Here is a 15,544-nt window from a genome sequence, read left to right as displayed (position 1 = left end):
CCTCAGTTCACCCACACCCGCGCATTGCGGAACATGCGCATCAGGGCAGCGTCTTCCTGCCACTCGTCCGGGCGCCAGGAGTTCTGCACGGCGCGGAACATACGCTCAGGGTGCGGCATCATGATGGTGACGCGACCGTCGCGACTGGTCAGGCCGGTGATACCGCGCGGCGAGCCGTTCGGGTTGGCCGGATAGGCTTCGGTGACCTTGCCGTGGTTGTCGACGTAGCGCAGGGCCACACAACCGGACACATCGGCCGCCAGCAGTGCTTCTTCGCTGGCGAACTCGGCGTGGCCTTCGCCGTGGGCGATGGCGATCGGCATGCGCGAACCGGCCATGCCCTGCAGGAAGATCGAGTTGGACTTCTGTACCTCGACCATGGCCACGCGCGCCTCGAACTGCTCGGAGCGGTTGCGCACGAAGTGCGGCCAGTGCTCGGTGCCCGGGATCAGCTCGTGCAGGTTGGACATCATCTGGCAACCGTTGCACACGCCGAGGGCGAAGCTGTCGCTGCGCTCGAAGAAGCCCTGGAAGGCATCGCGGGCACGGCTGTTGAACAGCGCCGACTTGGCCCAGCCTTCACCGGCGCCCAGCACGTCACCGTAGGAGAAGCCACCGCAGGCCACCAGGCCCTTGAAGTCGGCGAAGTCGACGCGGCCAGCGAGGATGTCGCTCATGTGCACGTCGACGGCAGCGAAGCCGGCGCGGTCGAAGGCAGCTGCCATCTCGACCTGGCCGTTGACACCCTGCTCGCGCAGGATCGCCACTTGCGGGCGCACACCCTTCTTGATGTACGGCGCGGCGATGTCGTCGTTGACGTCATAGCCCAGTTTCACCGACAGGCCCGGGTTGTCTTCCTCGAGCAGCGCGTCGAACTCCTGGTCGGCGCAATCGGCGTTGTCGCGCAGGCGCTGGACCTGGTAGCTGGTCTCGGCCCACTGGCGCTGCAGCATGCGGCGGTCGTCATCGAACAACACTTCGCCATTGAGGCTGATGGACACTTCGCCGTTGTTGATCGGCTTGCCGATCACCGCGACGCAGTCGTCCAGGCCTGCGACGCTGAACTGCGCCAGTACGTCCGGGGTGGCATCCTGACGCACCTGAATGACCGCGCCCAGTTCTTCGTTGAAGAGGATGGCCGGCACATCGAGCTTGCTGTCGGTCAGCGGGTCGAGTTGCAGGTCGAGGCCACAGTGGCCGGCGAAGGCCATTTCCAGCACGGTGGTCAGCAGACCGCCATCGGAACGGTCGTGGTAGGCCAGCAGGTGGCCGTCGGCGTTCAGGCCCTGGATCACGGCGAAGAATGCCTTGAGATCTTCGGCGTCGTCGACATCCGGTGCCTGGGCGGCGATCTTGCCGTAGGTCTGGGCCAGGATCGAGGCGCCCATGCGGTTCTTGCCGCGGCCCAGGTCGATCAGGATCAGGTCGGTCTCGCCCTTGTCCATGCGCAGCTGTGGGGTCAGGGTCTTGCGGATGTCGGTGACCGGGGCGAAGCCGGTGATGATCAGCGACATCGGCGAGGTGACGCTTTTCTCGACGCCCTCTTCGCTCCACTGGGTCTTCATCGACATCGAGTCCTTGCCGACCGGAATGGTGATACCCAGTTCAGGGCACAGTTCCATGCCGACGGCCTTGACGGTGTCGTACAGCCGAGCGTCTTCGCCCGGGTGGCCGGCGGCGGACATCCAGTTGGCCGACAGCTTGATGTCGGACAGCTTTTCGATGCGCGAGGCAGCCAGGTTGGTGATGGTCTCGCCGATCGCCATGCGCCCGGACGCCGGGGCATCCAGCAGGGCCAGGGGGGTACGTTCGCCCATGGCCATGGCTTCACCGGTGTAGACGTCGAAGCTGGTGGCGGTGACGGCGCAGTCGGCCACCGGAACCTGCCACGGGCCGACCATCTGGTCGCGGGCGACCAGGCCGGTGATGGTGCGGTCACCGATGGTGATCAGGAAGCTCTTGCTGGCTACGGCCGGGTGATTCAGCACGCGCTGGACGGCGTTGTCCAGGTCCAGCTGGCTCGGGTCGAAATCATCGCCCAGCTCGGCTTCGCGGGTCACCGAACGGTGCATGCGTGGCGGCTTGCCCAGCAGCACGTCGAGCGGCATGTCCACCGGGGTGTTGTTGAAGTGGCTGTCGGTCACGGTCAGGTGCGGCTCTTCGGTCGCCTCACCGACCACGGCGAACGGGCAGCGCTCGCGTTCGCAGATGGCCTGGAAGCGCTCGAAGTCCTTGGCGCTGACGGCCAGCACGTAACGTTCCTGCGACTCGTTGCTCCAGATTTCGTGCGGGGCCATGCCCGGCTCGTCGTTGGGCACGTTGCGCAGCTCGAAGCGGCCGCCCCGGCCACCGTCGTTGACCAGTTCGGGGAAGGCGTTGGAGATACCACCGGCACCGACGTCGTGGATGAAGGCGATCGGGTTGGCATCGCCCAGTTGCCAGCAGCGGTCGATGACCTCCTGGCAGCGACGCTCCATTTCCGGGTTCTCGCGCTGTACCGAGGCGAAGTCCAGATCAGCCGAGCTGGCACCGGTGGCCACCGACGAAGCGGCGCCGCCGCCCAGGCCGATCAGCATGGCCGGGCCGCCGAGCACGATCAGCTTGGCGCCGACGGTGATCTCGCCCTTCTGCACGTGGTCTTCGCGGATGTTGCCCATGCCGCCGGCGAGCATGATCGGCTTGTGGTAGCCGCGCACTTCTTCACCGTGCGGGGTGTCGATGGCCTGCTCGAAAGTACGGAAGTAGCCGGTCAGCGCCGGGCGACCGAATTCGTTGTTGAACGCGGCGCCGCCCAGAGGGCCTTCGATCATGATGTCGAGGGCGTCGACGATGCGCTCGGGCTTGCCGTAGGCCTGCTCCCAGGGCTGCTCGAAGCCCGGGATACGCAGGTTGGACACGGTGAAGCCGGTCAGGCCGGCCTTGGGCTTGGCGCCACGACCGGTCGCGCCTTCGTCACGGATTTCGCCGCCGGAGCCGGTGGAGGCGCCGGAGAACGGGGCGATGGCGGTCGGGTGGTTGTGCGTCTCGACCTTCATCAGGATGTGCACCGGCTCCTGCACCGCACCGTACTGGCGGGTTTCAGGGTTCGGGAAGAAGCGGCCGGCGACGCTGCCGACGATCACCGACGCGTTGTCCTTGTAGGCCGACAGCACGCCTTCGTTGTGCATCTGGTAGGTGTTCTTGATCATGCCGAACAGGCTCTTTTCCTGAGCCTGGCCGTCGATGTCCCAACTGGCGTTGAAGATCTTGTGGCGGCAGTGCTCGGAGTTGGCCTGGGCGAACATCATCAGCTCGATGTCGTTCGGATTGCGCTGAAGGCCCTGGAACGCGTTGACCAGGTAGTCGATCTCGTCTTCGGCCAGGGCCAGGCCCAGGTCGATGTTGGCCTGGGCCAGGGCGGCGCGACCGCCGGCGAGGATATCGACTGAGGTCATCGGCTTGGGCTGGGCGTGGCTGAACAGGTCGGCGGCCTGCTCCAGCTTGGCCAGCACGCGCTGGGTCATGCGGTCGTGCAGCTCGGCGGCCACGGCCTCGGCGTCGGCGTCGCTCAGCTCACCTGCCACGTAGTAGGCAATGCCACGCTCCAGGCGCTGGATCGCCTGCAGGCCGCAGTTGTGGGCGATGTCGCTGGCCTTGCTGGCCCAGGGCGAGATGGTGCCCAGGCGCGGCACGACCAGGAACAGGCGGCCACTTGGCTCCTGCACCGGCACGCTCGGGCCGTATTTGAGCAGACGGCCCAGCACCTGCTGCTGGTCGGCGGTCAGCTCGCCGGCAACGTCGGCGAAGTGGGCAAATTCGGCATACAAACCAGTAACAGCGGGGACTTTCTGGCTCAGTTGCTCGAGTAATTTACCGTGGCGAAAGGCAGAAAGGGCAGGAGCGCCGCGCAGGATCAACATCGTCGGGACAGCCTCAGGAAGGGGTGTGCTTAGAGGCCGTGCATTCTAGCCTAAATCGATGGCTTTCGGCACCCGCTCTAAGCCACGGCTGCCGGGCGGCGGAACCGGACTTCGGGGTCAGAAAAAATCTGCAGGCCTCAAGCCGCAAGCGCCAAGAGAAAGCAGTCCGTGCAAGCTACGCGTTCTCTTGCAGCTTGCCGCTCAGACACCGCTATCAGACAACCCGCCCATTGTCGAGATATGGCGCCGCCGGTCCTTTGCGTATACTGCATGCTATGTTCGCCCGTACTGCTTTGCGCCAGCGCTGCGCCAGATGGCTCTTCGCAACCGGTCTCTTTCTGCTGCTCGGTGCCTGTGTTGAAAAACCCAGCACCCTGGAGCGTGTGAAGGAGGACGGCGTGCTGCGCGTGATCACCCGCAACAGCCCGGCCACCTACTTCCAGGACCGCAACGGCGAAACCGGCTTCGAGTACGAACTTGTCAAGCGTTTCGCCGATGATCTCGGTGTAAAGCTGGAGATCGAGACCGCCGACAACCTCGACGACCTGTTCGGCCAGCTCGGCAAGCCGTCCGGCCCGGTGCTGGCGGCGGCGGGCCTGGTCAGCAACGAGCGGCGCCTGGCCCAAGTCAAGTTTTCCCATCCCTACCTCGAAGTGACGCCACAGGTCATCTACCGCAACGGTCGCTCCCGCCCCACCGAGCCCAAGGACCTGGTCGGCAAGAAGATCATGGTGCTCAAGGGCAGCAGCCATGCCGACCAGCTGGCCGAGCTGAAAAAACAGTACCCGGCCCTGCAATACGAAGAATCCGACGCTGTCGAGGTGGTCGACCTGCTGCGCATGGTCGATGAAGGTCAGATCGACCTGACCCTGGTCGACTCCAACGAGCTGGCGATGAACCAGGTCTACTTCCCCAACGTGCGTGTCGCCTTCGACTTCGGCGATAGCCGCCAGCAGCGCTGGGCCCTGGCCGCCGGTGACGACAACAGCCTGCTCAACGAGGTCAACGAGTTCCTCGACAAGGCTCAGAAGAACGGCACCCTGCAGCGCCTGAAAGAGCGCTACTACGGCCATGTCGACGTGCTCGGCTACGTCGGCGCCTACACCTTCGCCCAGCACCTGCAGCAACGCCTGCCCAAGTACGAGAAGCACTTCAAGAGCTACGCCAAGGTCGAACAGGTGGACTGGCGCCTGCTGGCGGCGATCGGCTACCAGGAGTCGATGTGGCAGCCGGAGGTCACTTCCAAGACCGGCGTGCGCGGCCTGATGATGCTGACCCAGCGAACCGCGCAAGCCATGGGCGTTTCCAACCGCCTGGACCCGAAACAGAGCATTCAGGGTGGCGCCAAGTACTTCATGAAGATCAAGGATGAGCTCGACGACAGCATCAAGGAGCCGGACCGAACCTGGTTCGCCCTGGCCGCCTACAACGTCGGCAGCGGTCACCTGGAAGACGCTCGCACCCTGGCCAAGCGCGAGAAGCTCGACCCCAACAAGTGGCTGGACGTGAAGAAGATGCTGCCGCGCCTGTCGCAGAAGCAGTGGTATCGCCAGACCAAGTACGGCTACGCCCGTGGCGGCGAACCGGTGCACTTCGTGGCCAACATCCGCCGCTACTACGACATCCTCACCTGGGTGACCCAGCCGCAGCTCGAAGGCCAGGTGGCCGAAGGCAACCTGCACGTGCCTGGAGTCAACAAAGACAAGCCAGCGGAGCAATCACCGCCGATGTGATTCAGCCCAGCCCTACTCCCGGCGCCTGTAGGAGCGGGTTTACCCGCGAAGAGGCCGGCGCAGGCTAACCCTTGCCCCGCCGCGCCCTGAAGAAGTCACTGAGAATCTGCCCACACTCCTCCGCCAGCACCCCACCCTCGACCATCACCCGATGATTGAGGAAACCCTGGCCGAAGAACTGCCCCTGACTCTGCACGATCCCCGCCTTGGGCTCCAACGCCCCATACACCACCCGCATCACCCGCGAATGCACGATCAGCCCCGCGCACATGCTGCACGGCTCCAGGGTCACGTACAGGGTGCTGCCGGGCAACCGGTAGTTGCTGGCGGCCTGCGCGGCTGCACGAATGGCCACCATCTCGGCGTGGGCGCTGGGGTCGCTGTCGGTGATCGGCCGGTTGAAGCCCTGGCCGATGACCTGGCCATGCTGCACCAGCACCGCCCCCACCGGCACCTCGCCCATGGCCGCGCCTTCGGCGGCCAGGGCCAGGGCCAGGCGCATGAATTCCTGGTCGCGGCTGCGATCGACGATCTGCGGGCGCATCAGACCACCGCGATCGCGGCCATCAGGCCGGTTTCCATGTGGTCGATGACATGGCAGTGGAACATCCAGGTGCCTGGGTTATCCGCTACCAGTGCCACCTGGGCGCGTTCGTTCTTGCCCAGCAGGTAGGTGTCGGTGAACCACGGTTCCTTGATGTCGTGACGATTCGAGGCGATCACCTTGAAGCTCATGCCGTGCAGGTGGATCGGGTGCTGGTACTGGGTCATGTTCTTCAATTCGAAGATGTAGCTCTTGCCCTTCTGCAAGGTGGCGATGGGCCGGTCGGCACAGGTCTTGTCAGTGATGTCCCAGGCTTGCCCGTTGATCTGCCACAGGCTTGGCGGCTTGCCGTTGTCGGTGTTCACCGAGACCTTGCCGACCCACTCGAAATTGAAGTTGAGCTTCTCGGCATTCTCAAGATCGGGCTCGGCGACGGGGTTGGCCGGCAAGGCTGGCGGCCACTCGCCAGGCGCCTCGTCGTGCGCCACCGAACGCAAGGTGCCCAGGCGCACGAAGCCGTCACGCAGGGAAATTTCCTCACCGGCCTGGGGAATGCGGATGGCCAGGCAGATGCGCATGCCCGGGCCGAGCCAGTAGTCATCGTCGAGCTTGCGCGGTGTTACCGGGTTGCCGTCGAGGGCATAGATCATCGCCTCGCAGTTGCCCTTGAGGTTGATGCGGTAGGTCCAGGTGTTGTCCAGGTTCAGCAGGCGTACCCGCACCACCTGGCCTGCCGGCAGCTCGGTGACCGACCCGGCCTGGCCGTTGATGGTGATCAAGCGGCCGGCAGTGCCGTTGCGCGCCGCTTCACGGGGGATGCTGAACGGCAGCCAGGCGCCCTGCTCGTCGACATGCCAGTTCTTCAGGCTGAGCGTGCGCTCGTGCTTGAACCCGGTGGGCTCGCGCTCCTCGACGATCAGCGGCCCCACCAGGCCGCGGCCGAGTTCCTCGGAGCTGCTGACATGCGGGTGGTACCAGTAGCTGCCGGCATCCGGCACGCGGAACTTGTAGTCGAAGTACTCACCGGGCTTGACCGGCAACTGCGAGACATAGGGCACCCCGTCCATCTCCAGCGGCAAGCGGATGCCGTGCCAGTGGATAGTGGTCTCGACCGGCAGGTGGTTGATGAAGCGCACCCGCAGCCAGGTACCCTGGCGCACGCGCAGTTCGGTACCCGGTGCCGAGGGGCCGAAGGCCCAGGCTTCGGTCTTGTGGCCGGGAACCAGCTCGACCTCCAGGGGCGCGGCGATCAGCTGGTAGTCATGCCCGGCATTCTCGTCCTCGACCTTGCCCAGCCAGTATCGCGTCGCGCCTCCGGCGCCCAGGCCTACCACCACCAGGCCGGTCAGGCCTTGGAGCATTTGTCGACGGGTAAAGGACATCGCTGCGGGTACCTCGTTTCTGCGCAATCAAGCTGCCAGCATGGCCGGCAATGAAGGGCGAATACGATACACCTGCATTTACGAAAGATTAAGTGAAGGATTGCGACTGGACCCTTGCCGCAGCGGGTTGATGCATCGCCGTCGACGTACCCCCCAGGACATGAAGCGCCAGGGGCTTCGCTACCAATCCTCCTGACTGCCCTGCACTCAGGCAAAACCACCGTTGGCGCGCAACACCTGCGCATTGACCCAGCCACCGTCGGGGCCGGCCAAAAATGCCACCGCCCCGGCAATGTCCTCGGGGGTACCGAGGCGCTGCAGCGGGGCAAGGCCGGCGAGGCGTGCAATCTGTTCAGGGGTCTTGCCCTCGAGGAACAGCTCGGTGCCCACCGGGCCGGGTGCCACCGCATTGACCGTGATGCCGCGCCCACTCAGTTCGTTGGCGAGCACCCGCACCAGCCCCTCGACACCCGCCTTGGACGCGATGTACGGCCCATAGCCAGGAAACGACTTGGCGATCACGCTGGTGGTCAGGGCGATGATCCGCCCACCCTCCTGCAGATGCTCAGCCGCCTGCCCCAGCACCAGGAAGGCACCACGCAAGTTGGTGGCGATGATTTTGTCGAAGTCGGCCAGGCTGCTTGCGCCGATAGGGACGAGCGACATGATCCCGGCACTGTTGACCACCACATCGATGCGCCCAAAGACCTGGAGGGTGCCCTGGAACAGCGCGTCCACGCTGGACGGGTCGCCAATGTCACTCTGCAGGGCGATGGCCCGGCCGCCTCGGGACTCGATGTCGGCCACTGCCTGCCGGGCCTTGGCGGTGTTCCCGGCATAGTTGATGACCACGGCGAAGCCATCTCTGGCCAGGCGCTGGGCAATCGCCAAGCCGATACCGCGAGAGCCGCCCGTGACGATGGCTACTTTGGATGCTGTAGGTGCAGTCATGCTGGTCTCCGATTGCGAGCAGGGCCATGCCCCGGTTGCCAGCAGTCTCCTCGTTTAGCCAAACGAAACAAAGGCTGCTAGATTGGAAACAGATTTCAACCAAAGCCAACAATCGCCCCCATGGACCGCCTCGACTCCCTGCAACTGTTCACCCGCATCGTCGAACTGGGCAGCTTCAGCCGCGCCGCCGCCGCCCTGGACATTCCCCGCGCCACCGCCACACACGCCATCAAGCAGCTGGAGGCCAGGCTGCAGACCCGCTTGCTGGAACGCACCACCCGCCAGGTCCGGCCGACGCTCGACGGCCGAGCGTTCTACGATCGCTGCGTCCATGTGCTCAGCGAACTGGAAGACGCCGAAGGTGCGCTGCGCCACGTGGCCGCCAACCCCCGAGGAATACTGCGCGTCGACATGGCCAGCGTGCACGCTGCGCATATCGTGCTGCCGCGCATCGACACGTTCCGTGCGCGCTACCCCGGTATCGACCTGGTCGTCAGCAGCGGCGATTCGCTGATCGACCTGGTCAGCGAAGGCGTCGACTGCGTGGTGCGCGCAGGGATACCCGAGGATTCGTCACTGGTGGCGCGACGCTTGGCGCTGATGCCCCAGGTCATCTGCGCCAGCCCCCGGTACCTGGCCGAACACGGTACACCGCAGCACCCCGATGCGCTGGTCGCCCATCAGGCGGTGGGGTTCTTTTCCAAGGGCAAGGCCGTGGACTACAGCCTGGAACTGGTGATCGAGGGCAAACGCCAGGCGTTCACCCTCGGCGGCTGGATGGCCACCAACGATGCCGAGAGCTACGGCGCCTGCGCATTGCGAGGGTGCGGACTGGTACAGCTCCCTCGCTATCATGTCCAGAAGCACCTGGACGACGGCAGCCTGGTCGAGGTGCTGGGCGAATGGGCCAGCCCCGACATGCCGTTGTCGGCGCTGTATCCCCAGCACCGCCAATTGTCGCCACGAGTCCGGGTGTTCATCGACTGGCTGGCCCAGCTCTACGAGGAAAGGTTCCCCGCTTCAGCCTTGGCCAGCGCGCGGCGGTAGCGCATCCCTCCCATCAGCCCGGCACTCAACGACTCGCGCAGGCGGATATTCTGCTCGTCGTCAGGCTCCAGGCGGCACGCCTGCTCGCACCAATAGACGGCTTGCGGATAGTCGTGGCCCTGCGGGCAATCTTCGGCGCGATAGTGGCGGGCGACGATCCGCATCGCCTCCGGCCAGCCCCGCTGGGCATAGGCCTCGATGACCGCCACATTACGGCGCACCCGCTCGGAGTCGACCTTGTGCTCGAGCAGGTAGTTGCTCAAGCCGATGAAGCAGTTAGGCACCCGGTCCAGTTCACGCTCGGTCAACTGCTGCTGATCGAGCAGCAGCGCCAGGCAGGTGACCTCGCACTCGTTGCCCAGCTCGCGCAGCGCCTGCACATCGTATCCATCCAGGCCACCCTGCTCGACGCCCTGGTCACACACCACGCTGAGGTTGTACAAAGCGCGCCCGAACCCATGCGCGCCCGCCTGCCGGTACCAATGCACGGCGACCGCCGGCGCGCTGTCTTCATGCAGGTAGGCCAGGGCGAATTGCATTTCCGGGACGCCCAGGGCGGCTGCGCATTCGACCATGTGCCGCAGCGCCGTGGCCTGCAGGCCTTCGTCGAAGGCGTAGTACACGTCGTTGAACGGGCATTCGCCCTCCGGCTGCGGCATGGGGCCGTAGCTGAGCGCATGCCGGTACCAGCCCTCGGCAATCGCCGGGTCGCGCTGCACAGCGCACCATCCGGTGTCGCACAACAACCCGTACAGCACCGAACCGAACGCCGACTGCAGGCGCGAGTTGCAGGCGAAATGGCCGAGCCACTCGCCCATGCCGGTCGCCACGCCGACACTGAGCATCCGGTACAGCACGTCGGCCGAGACTTTCAGCGTGGGCACCTCCGACAGTGCCTGGCTGTAGCAGGCCTGGGCCTGCGCATGACGGCCGGAGAGACCAGCCAGCTCCGCCAGCTTGACCAGCACCTGTGCCCGGGCCAACACGCCCAGGGGTCGGCCGAATATGTCCTGGCCGCGTAGCCATGCCGCCTCCAGCTGATCATCGTCCTCAGCATCGACATTATCGGCATCGATAGTGTCGAGCCAAGCCACCAGGCGCAACGCGTTACGCTGGGCCTCATCGAGCCGTGCGGCCATCGGCGAGTCGGCCAGCCAGAGGATTTCCTCGTGGCTCCCACCCCAACGCGGCGTACGAAGCTGGGCATAGATCTGCAAGGGGTAGGCGCCATTGGGAGCAGCCTGCAAAGCCTGCAACAACCAGAAGAAACCCTCCGGCTCCTCCTCGCTGCGCGCATGCCCACGCAAGGCTTCGGCCAGCGTGACTGCAGGTGCCGCCGGCAACGCCGGCAGACGGCCCAGACGCGGCCAGGCCTGCGCTGCGGCCTGTTGAACCAGTGCCAGCTCGTCGAACGGCACTTGCCCGTCCAGCCAACCGAGCAGCCAGTCCGGCTCGTTGAACACCATCACGTTGCGCATCAGCACCATTGCCAGCACCCAAGGCATGGAATGGCGATGCAGCAGGTCCATGGCCTGGATGAACAAGGCATGCTGGGCCAGGAAGGCACGCTGCCAGCGTTCGTCGGCCACCTCGTCGGCCAGTTGCTCGCCGCGCGCCTGATTGGCGGCACGCTCCCACAACAGGCAGGCGACCAGATCTGGCCAGAGGCTCTGGGGGTATTGCAGCCGCCAGCGTGGCAGCAACGTCGCGTAGTCATCGAACTGCCCGGCAAACGCCTGCAACGTGGCGCAATGGTTGCCGAGCGTCTCTTCGCTGTCGGCATCGCTGGCATCGAGCAGGGCTTGCAGGCTCGCCTCGACAGCGGCGAAACGCCCCTCGGTCAGGTCACGGAGCCATTGCGGCAACAGTTCGGGGCGGGATTGCTCAACGGATTGACTTGAAATCATGCGGATCCTTCGTATGCGTTCAGCCTGAACCGTACCAGACAAGCGAAGGCCAAGCCTAACGCCGCAGCCACACGGGTTGACTTCTTTCACATAACGTCAGCGTGCAAAGCCGGATGGAAATTCCAGCCCTGAAATGCAATCGGGCCTGCAATGCAGGCCCGATTGGGTGAAACCTAAAGCGGGATCATTCCCACTCGATGGTCGCTGGCGGCTTGCTCGACACGTCGTAGGTGACGCGCGAGATACCGTCGATTTCGTTGATGATACGGCCGCTGACGGTTTCCAGCAGCTCGTACGGCAGGTGCGCCCAACGTGCGGTCATGAAGTCCACGGTCTCGACGGCGCGCAGGGCGACGACCCAGGCGTAGCGACGGCCATCGCCGACGACGCCGACCGACTTGACCGGCTGGAACACCACGAATGCCTGGCTGGTCTTGTGGTACCAGTCGGCCTTGCGCAGTTCTTCGATGAAGATGTGGTCGGCACGGCGCAGGATGTCGGCGTATTCCTTCTTCACTTCACCGAGGATGCGCACGCCCAGACCCGGGCCTGGGAACGGGTGGCGGTAGACCATGTCGTACGGCAGGCCCAGCTCCAGGCCGATCTTGCGCACTTCGTCCTTGAACAGTTCACGCAGCGGCTCGACCAGCTTGAGGTTCATCTCCTCCGGCAGGCCACCGACGTTGTGGTGCGACTTGATCACGTGGGCCTTGCCGCTCTTGGCGCCGGCCGACTCGATCACGTCCGGGTAGATGGTGCCCTGGGCGAGGAACTGGATGTTCTCCAGCTTGCTGGCCTCGGCATCGAAGATGTCGATGAAGGTGCGGCCGATGATCTTGCGCTTCTTCTCCGGGTCGGCTTCGCCTTCCAGATTGTCGAGGAACTGCTTCTCGGCGTCGGCGCGGATCACCTTGACGCCCATGTTCTCCTTGAACATGGCCATCACCTGGTCGCCTTCGTGCAGGCGCAGCAGGCCGTTGTCAACGAATACGCAGGTCAGCTGGTCGCCGATGGCGCGGTGCAGCAGCGCGGCAACCACCGAGCTGTCAACGCCGCCGGACAGGCCCAGCAGGACGTTGGCCGAACCGACTTGCTCACGCACCTGGGCGATGGCGTCTTCGACGATGTTGGATGGGGTCCACAGGGCTTCGCAACCGCAGATGTCCTGGACGAAGCGCGACAGGATGCGACCGCCCTGCTTGGTGTGGGTCACTTCCGGGTGGAACTGCACGCCGTAGTAGCCACGGCTATCGTCGAACATGCCAGCGATCGGGCAGCTCGGGGTGCTGGCCAGTACGTGGAAGTCGGCTGGCATCTGGGTGACCTTGTCACCGTGGCTCATCCACACGTCCAGGCCCAGCACGCCATCGTCGTCGACGTGGTCTTCGATACCGTCGAGCAGGCGGCTCTTGCCGACCACGTCGACACGGGCGTAGCCGAATTCACGCAGGTCGGAACCTTCGACCTTGCCACCCAACTGCTCGGACATGGTCTGCATGCCGTAGCAGATGCCCAGCAACGGGACGTTCAGGTCGAACACCGCTTGCGGGGCGCGTGGGCTGTTGGCTTCGTGGACCGACTCGGGGCCACCGGCCAGGATGATGCCGCGCGGGTTGAATTCGCGGATCGCTTCATCGTCCATGTCGAACGGATGCAGTTCGCAGTACACGCCGATCTCGCGCACGCGGCGGGCGATCAGCTGGGTGTACTGGGAACCGAAATCGAGGATCAGGATGCGGTGAGCGTGAATGTCGAGGGCCATGACTCAATCTCGTCAGTGGAAATCGGAAACGACGCGGGGCTGTAATCACAGCCCCGCTTGCTTGTATTGCTGGAAGCCTCAGCCTACGCGGTAGTTCGGGGCTTCTTTGGTGATCTGCACGTCATGCACGTGGGACTCGGCCATGCCGGCACCGGTGATGCGCACGAACTCCGGCTTGGTACGCATCTCTTCGATGGTCGCGCTGCCGGTGTAGCCCATGGACGAACGCAGGCCGCCCATCAGCTGGTGGATGATCGCCGCCAGGGCGCCCTTGTACGGCACACGGCCTTCGATGCCTTCCGGAACCAGCTTCTCGGCGCCAGCCGAGGAGTCCTGGAAGTAACGGTCGGACGAGCCTTGCGCCTGCGCCATGGCACCCAGCGAACCCATGCCACGGTAGGCCTTGTAGGAACGGCCCTGGAACAGCTCGACCTCGCCCGGCGCCTCTTCGGTACCGGCGAACATCGAACCCATCATCACGCACGAGGCACCGGCGACGATGGCCTTGGACAGGTCGCCCGAGAAGCGGATACCGCCGTCGGCGATCAGTGGCACGCCTGTACCTTCCAGTGCGGCGGCGACGTTGGCGATGGCGCTGATCTGTGGCACGCCGACACCGGCGACGATACGGGTGGTGCAGATCGAGCCTGGGCCGATACCGACCTTGACCGCATCGGCGCCGGCTTCGGCCAAGGCCTTGGCGGCTGCGCCGGTGGCGATGTTGCCGCCGATCACCTGCACTTGCGGGTAGGTTTCCTTGACCCAGCGAACGCGGTCGATCACACCCTTGGAGTGACCGTGGGCGGTGTCGACCACCACCACGTCGACGCCAGCGGCGACCAGGGCGGCAACGCGCTCACCGGTGTCCTTGCCGGTACCGACGGCGGCGCCGACGCGCAGGCGACCCTGGTCGTCCTTGCTGGCCAGCGGGTAGGCCTTGGCTTTTTCGATGTCCTTGACGGTCATCATGCCCTTGAGCGCGAACTTGTCGTCGACGATCAGGACCTTTTCCAGGCGGTGCTTGTGCAGCAGCTCGCGGACTTCGTTCTTGTTGGCGCCTTCGCGCACGGTGACCAGACGCTCTTTGGGCGTCATCACATCGCGTACCTTGGCTTCCAGGCGGGTTTCGAAGCGCACGTCACGGGAAGTGACGATGCCGACCAGGTCGCCGTTCTCCAGCACTGGAACACCCGAGATGTTGTTCAGGCGAGTCAGGTCGAACAGGTCGCGCACGGTGGCGTCGGCGTCGATGGTGATCGGGTCCTTGACCACGCCGGCCTCGAACTTCTTGACCTTGCGTACTTCGCCGGCCTGCTGTTCGATGGTCATGTTCTTGTGGATGATGCCGATGCCGCCTTCCTGGGCCATGGCGATGGCCAGGCGCGCTTCGGTCACGGTATCCATGGCGGCGGAAACCAGCGGAATGTTCAGCTCGATGCCGCGGGTCAAACGGGTCTTGAGACTGACTTCATTGGGCAGTACCTCGGAATAGCCAGGTACAAGGAGGATATCGTCGAAGGTCAGGGCTTCTTGGCTGATACGCAGCATCGCGGGGGCTCCCGGGCGGGAAAAATGGAAGCGCGCCATTATACTCATCCACGGCGCGCCGCTCAATGCAAAATAAGGGCCTTCGGTCAGCCTCGTGGCAGTTTTACCTGCACCACCGCCACCGGCTGGTCGAGCCAGTCGGCGAAGCTGTCGACAAAGGCCTGGGTGAACCCGGCCTCGCCCCAGTTGTTGAAGATGAACCCGAGGTTGGAAAAGGCACATGGCTGCAGGAAAAGAAAGCCATTGATGTCGTCCTCGAAGCCGCACAGCGGGCAGGTGAAGTTGTCGCTCACCGCCGGCATCCATTCTTCCAGGCTTTCGAACAGCGGCTCACCGACCTCGCGGCGGCACTCCGGGCAACCGGCCTCTTCGAGAAAGCCGTCGGTCGGGGTGTAGATACAGCGCTTGAGCATCACCTCCAGGCCGTTGACCGGCTCGCCGAACGGCAGCTTGTCGGGGTGCAGCGCGAATTTGCGGGCACCCTCGGCCAGGGCATGGCCCATGCGGTTGCCGGTGCGGCCACAGGTGGTCAATTGCTCCTCCACCACTTTTTCCCGCACCAGCCAGCGCAGGATGGCCCGGGCTCGGGCTTCGTGAACCGGCACGGTGGAGAGTTTGGGGACGATGATGCTCTGGGTGTTCATGGGCGGGACAAGCCTGGAAAACTGCGGGGATGACGCAATTCTAGCGTTTGCTCAGGTGCTGAGATAGCGAGGTGCATGCCTTGGAAGTTATAGCGCCTGTGAGATCGAGCGCCGCCCACGCGGCGCT

The 15,544-nt window shown here is 64.7% G+C and carries 10 protein-coding genes; 2 read left to right on the top strand and 8 right to left on the bottom strand.

All coding sequences use genetic code 11. The features are described 5' to 3' along the window. Positions 1–2: 2 nt before the first annotated feature. Positions 3–3,899, bottom strand: coding sequence for a phosphoribosylformylglycinamidine synthase (gene purL, locus IAE37_RS08280; RefSeq protein WP_201172168.1), 3,897 nt, complete (start codon positions 3,897–3,899; stop codon positions 3–5). A 275-nt stretch (positions 3,900–4,174) separates the two neighbouring features. On the opposite strand from purL, the gene mltF reads away from it, so the two are divergent. Beyond that, entirely contained in the window at positions 4,175–5,632 is a 1,458-nt protein-coding gene (gene mltF, locus IAE37_RS08275) for a membrane-bound lytic murein transglycosylase MltF (RefSeq protein ID WP_201172166.1), read from the top strand. Positions 5,633–5,696: 64 nt separating this feature from the next. Here mltF and tadA read toward each other — a convergent pair whose 3' ends face one another. From tadA to IAE37_RS08260, 3 genes are all read right to left on the bottom strand, one after another. After that, positions 5,697–6,176, bottom strand: a complete 480-nt coding sequence (tadA, locus tag IAE37_RS08270) for a tRNA adenosine(34) deaminase TadA (protein WP_201172165.1) — start codon at positions 6,174–6,176, stop codon at positions 5,697–5,699. Beyond that, positions 6,176–7,558, bottom strand: a complete 1,383-nt coding sequence (locus IAE37_RS08265; RefSeq protein WP_201172161.1) for a multicopper oxidase family protein — start codon at positions 7,556–7,558, stop codon at positions 6,176–6,178. The genes tadA and IAE37_RS08265 overlap by 1 nt, the downstream gene beginning before the upstream one ends. Before the next feature lie 207 nt (positions 7,559–7,765). Next, positions 7,766–8,509 carry an SDR family oxidoreductase gene (locus tag IAE37_RS08260; protein ID WP_201172150.1) on the bottom strand — a complete coding sequence of 248 codons (744 nt, stop codon included), beginning with the start codon at positions 8,507–8,509 and terminating at the stop codon, positions 7,766–7,768. Between the two features lie 120 nt (positions 8,510–8,629). On the opposite strand from IAE37_RS08260, the gene IAE37_RS08255 reads away from it, so the two are divergent. Continuing rightward, on the top strand, positions 8,630–9,556 hold the full coding sequence (locus IAE37_RS08255; protein ID WP_201172148.1) for a LysR family transcriptional regulator: 927 nt from the start codon (positions 8,630–8,632) through the stop codon (positions 9,554–9,556). On the opposite strand, the gene IAE37_RS08250 is transcribed toward IAE37_RS08255, so the two are convergent. From IAE37_RS08250 to IAE37_RS08235, 4 genes are all read right to left on the bottom strand, one after another. Further along, positions 9,508–11,463, bottom strand: coding sequence for a DUF4034 domain-containing protein (locus tag IAE37_RS08250; RefSeq protein ID WP_201172146.1), 1,956 nt, complete (start codon positions 11,461–11,463; stop codon positions 9,508–9,510). The genes IAE37_RS08255 and IAE37_RS08250 overlap by 49 nt on opposite strands. A gap of 184 nt (positions 11,464–11,647) precedes the next feature. After that, entirely contained in the window at positions 11,648–13,225 is a 1,578-nt protein-coding gene (gene guaA / locus IAE37_RS08245) for a glutamine-hydrolyzing GMP synthase (protein WP_201172134.1), read from the bottom strand. 78 nt (positions 13,226–13,303) lie between these two features. Then, positions 13,304–14,773 (bottom strand): IMP dehydrogenase, encoded by a 1,470-nt coding sequence (guaB, locus tag IAE37_RS08240; protein ID WP_201172125.1) that lies wholly within the window; start codon positions 14,771–14,773, stop codon positions 13,304–13,306. A gap of 86 nt (positions 14,774–14,859) precedes the next feature. Further along, positions 14,860–15,417 carry a sugar ABC transporter ATPase gene (locus IAE37_RS08235; protein WP_201172115.1) on the bottom strand — a complete coding sequence of 186 codons (558 nt, stop codon included), beginning with the start codon at positions 15,415–15,417 and terminating at the stop codon, positions 14,860–14,862. Positions 15,418–15,544: the final 127 nt, after the last annotated feature.

Source organism: Pseudomonas sp. S31 (assembly GCF_016648105.1).
GTDB lineage: Bacteria > Pseudomonadota > Gammaproteobacteria > Pseudomonadales > Pseudomonadaceae > Aquipseudomonas.
This window is presented reverse-complemented; position numbering and strand designations above follow the sequence as displayed.

What these genes read in the sequence shown, in the direction of transcription:
- IAE37_RS08265 (WP_201172161.1), bottom strand. Translation starts at nt 7,558, where the DNA reads ATGTCCTTTACCCGTCGACAAATGCTCCAAGGCCTGACCGGCCTGGTG.
- guaB (WP_201172125.1), bottom strand. Translation starts at nt 14,773, where the DNA reads ATGCTGCGTATCAGCCAAGAAGCCCTGACCTTCGACGATATCCTCCTT.
- mltF (WP_201172166.1), top strand. Translation starts at nt 4,175, where the DNA reads ATGTTCGCCCGTACTGCTTTGCGCCAGCGCTGCGCCAGATGGCTCTTC.
- IAE37_RS08260 (WP_201172150.1), bottom strand. Translation starts at nt 8,509, where the DNA reads ATGACTGCACCTACAGCATCCAAAGTAGCCATCGTCACGGGCGGCTCT.
- IAE37_RS08235 (WP_201172115.1), bottom strand. Translation starts at nt 15,417, where the DNA reads ATGAACACCCAGAGCATCATCGTCCCCAAACTCTCCACCGTGCCGGTT.
- IAE37_RS08255 (WP_201172148.1), top strand. Translation starts at nt 8,630, where the DNA reads ATGGACCGCCTCGACTCCCTGCAACTGTTCACCCGCATCGTCGAACTG.
- purL (WP_201172168.1), bottom strand. Translation starts at nt 3,899, where the DNA reads ATGTTGATCCTGCGCGGCGCTCCTGCCCTTTCTGCCTTTCGCCACGGT.
- tadA (WP_201172165.1), bottom strand. Translation starts at nt 6,176, where the DNA reads ATGCGCCCGCAGATCGTCGATCGCAGCCGCGACCAGGAATTCATGCGC.
- IAE37_RS08250 (WP_201172146.1), bottom strand. Translation starts at nt 11,463, where the DNA reads ATGATTTCAAGTCAATCCGTTGAGCAATCCCGCCCCGAACTGTTGCCG.
- guaA (WP_201172134.1), bottom strand. Translation starts at nt 13,225, where the DNA reads ATGGCCCTCGACATTCACGCTCACCGCATCCTGATCCTCGATTTCGGT.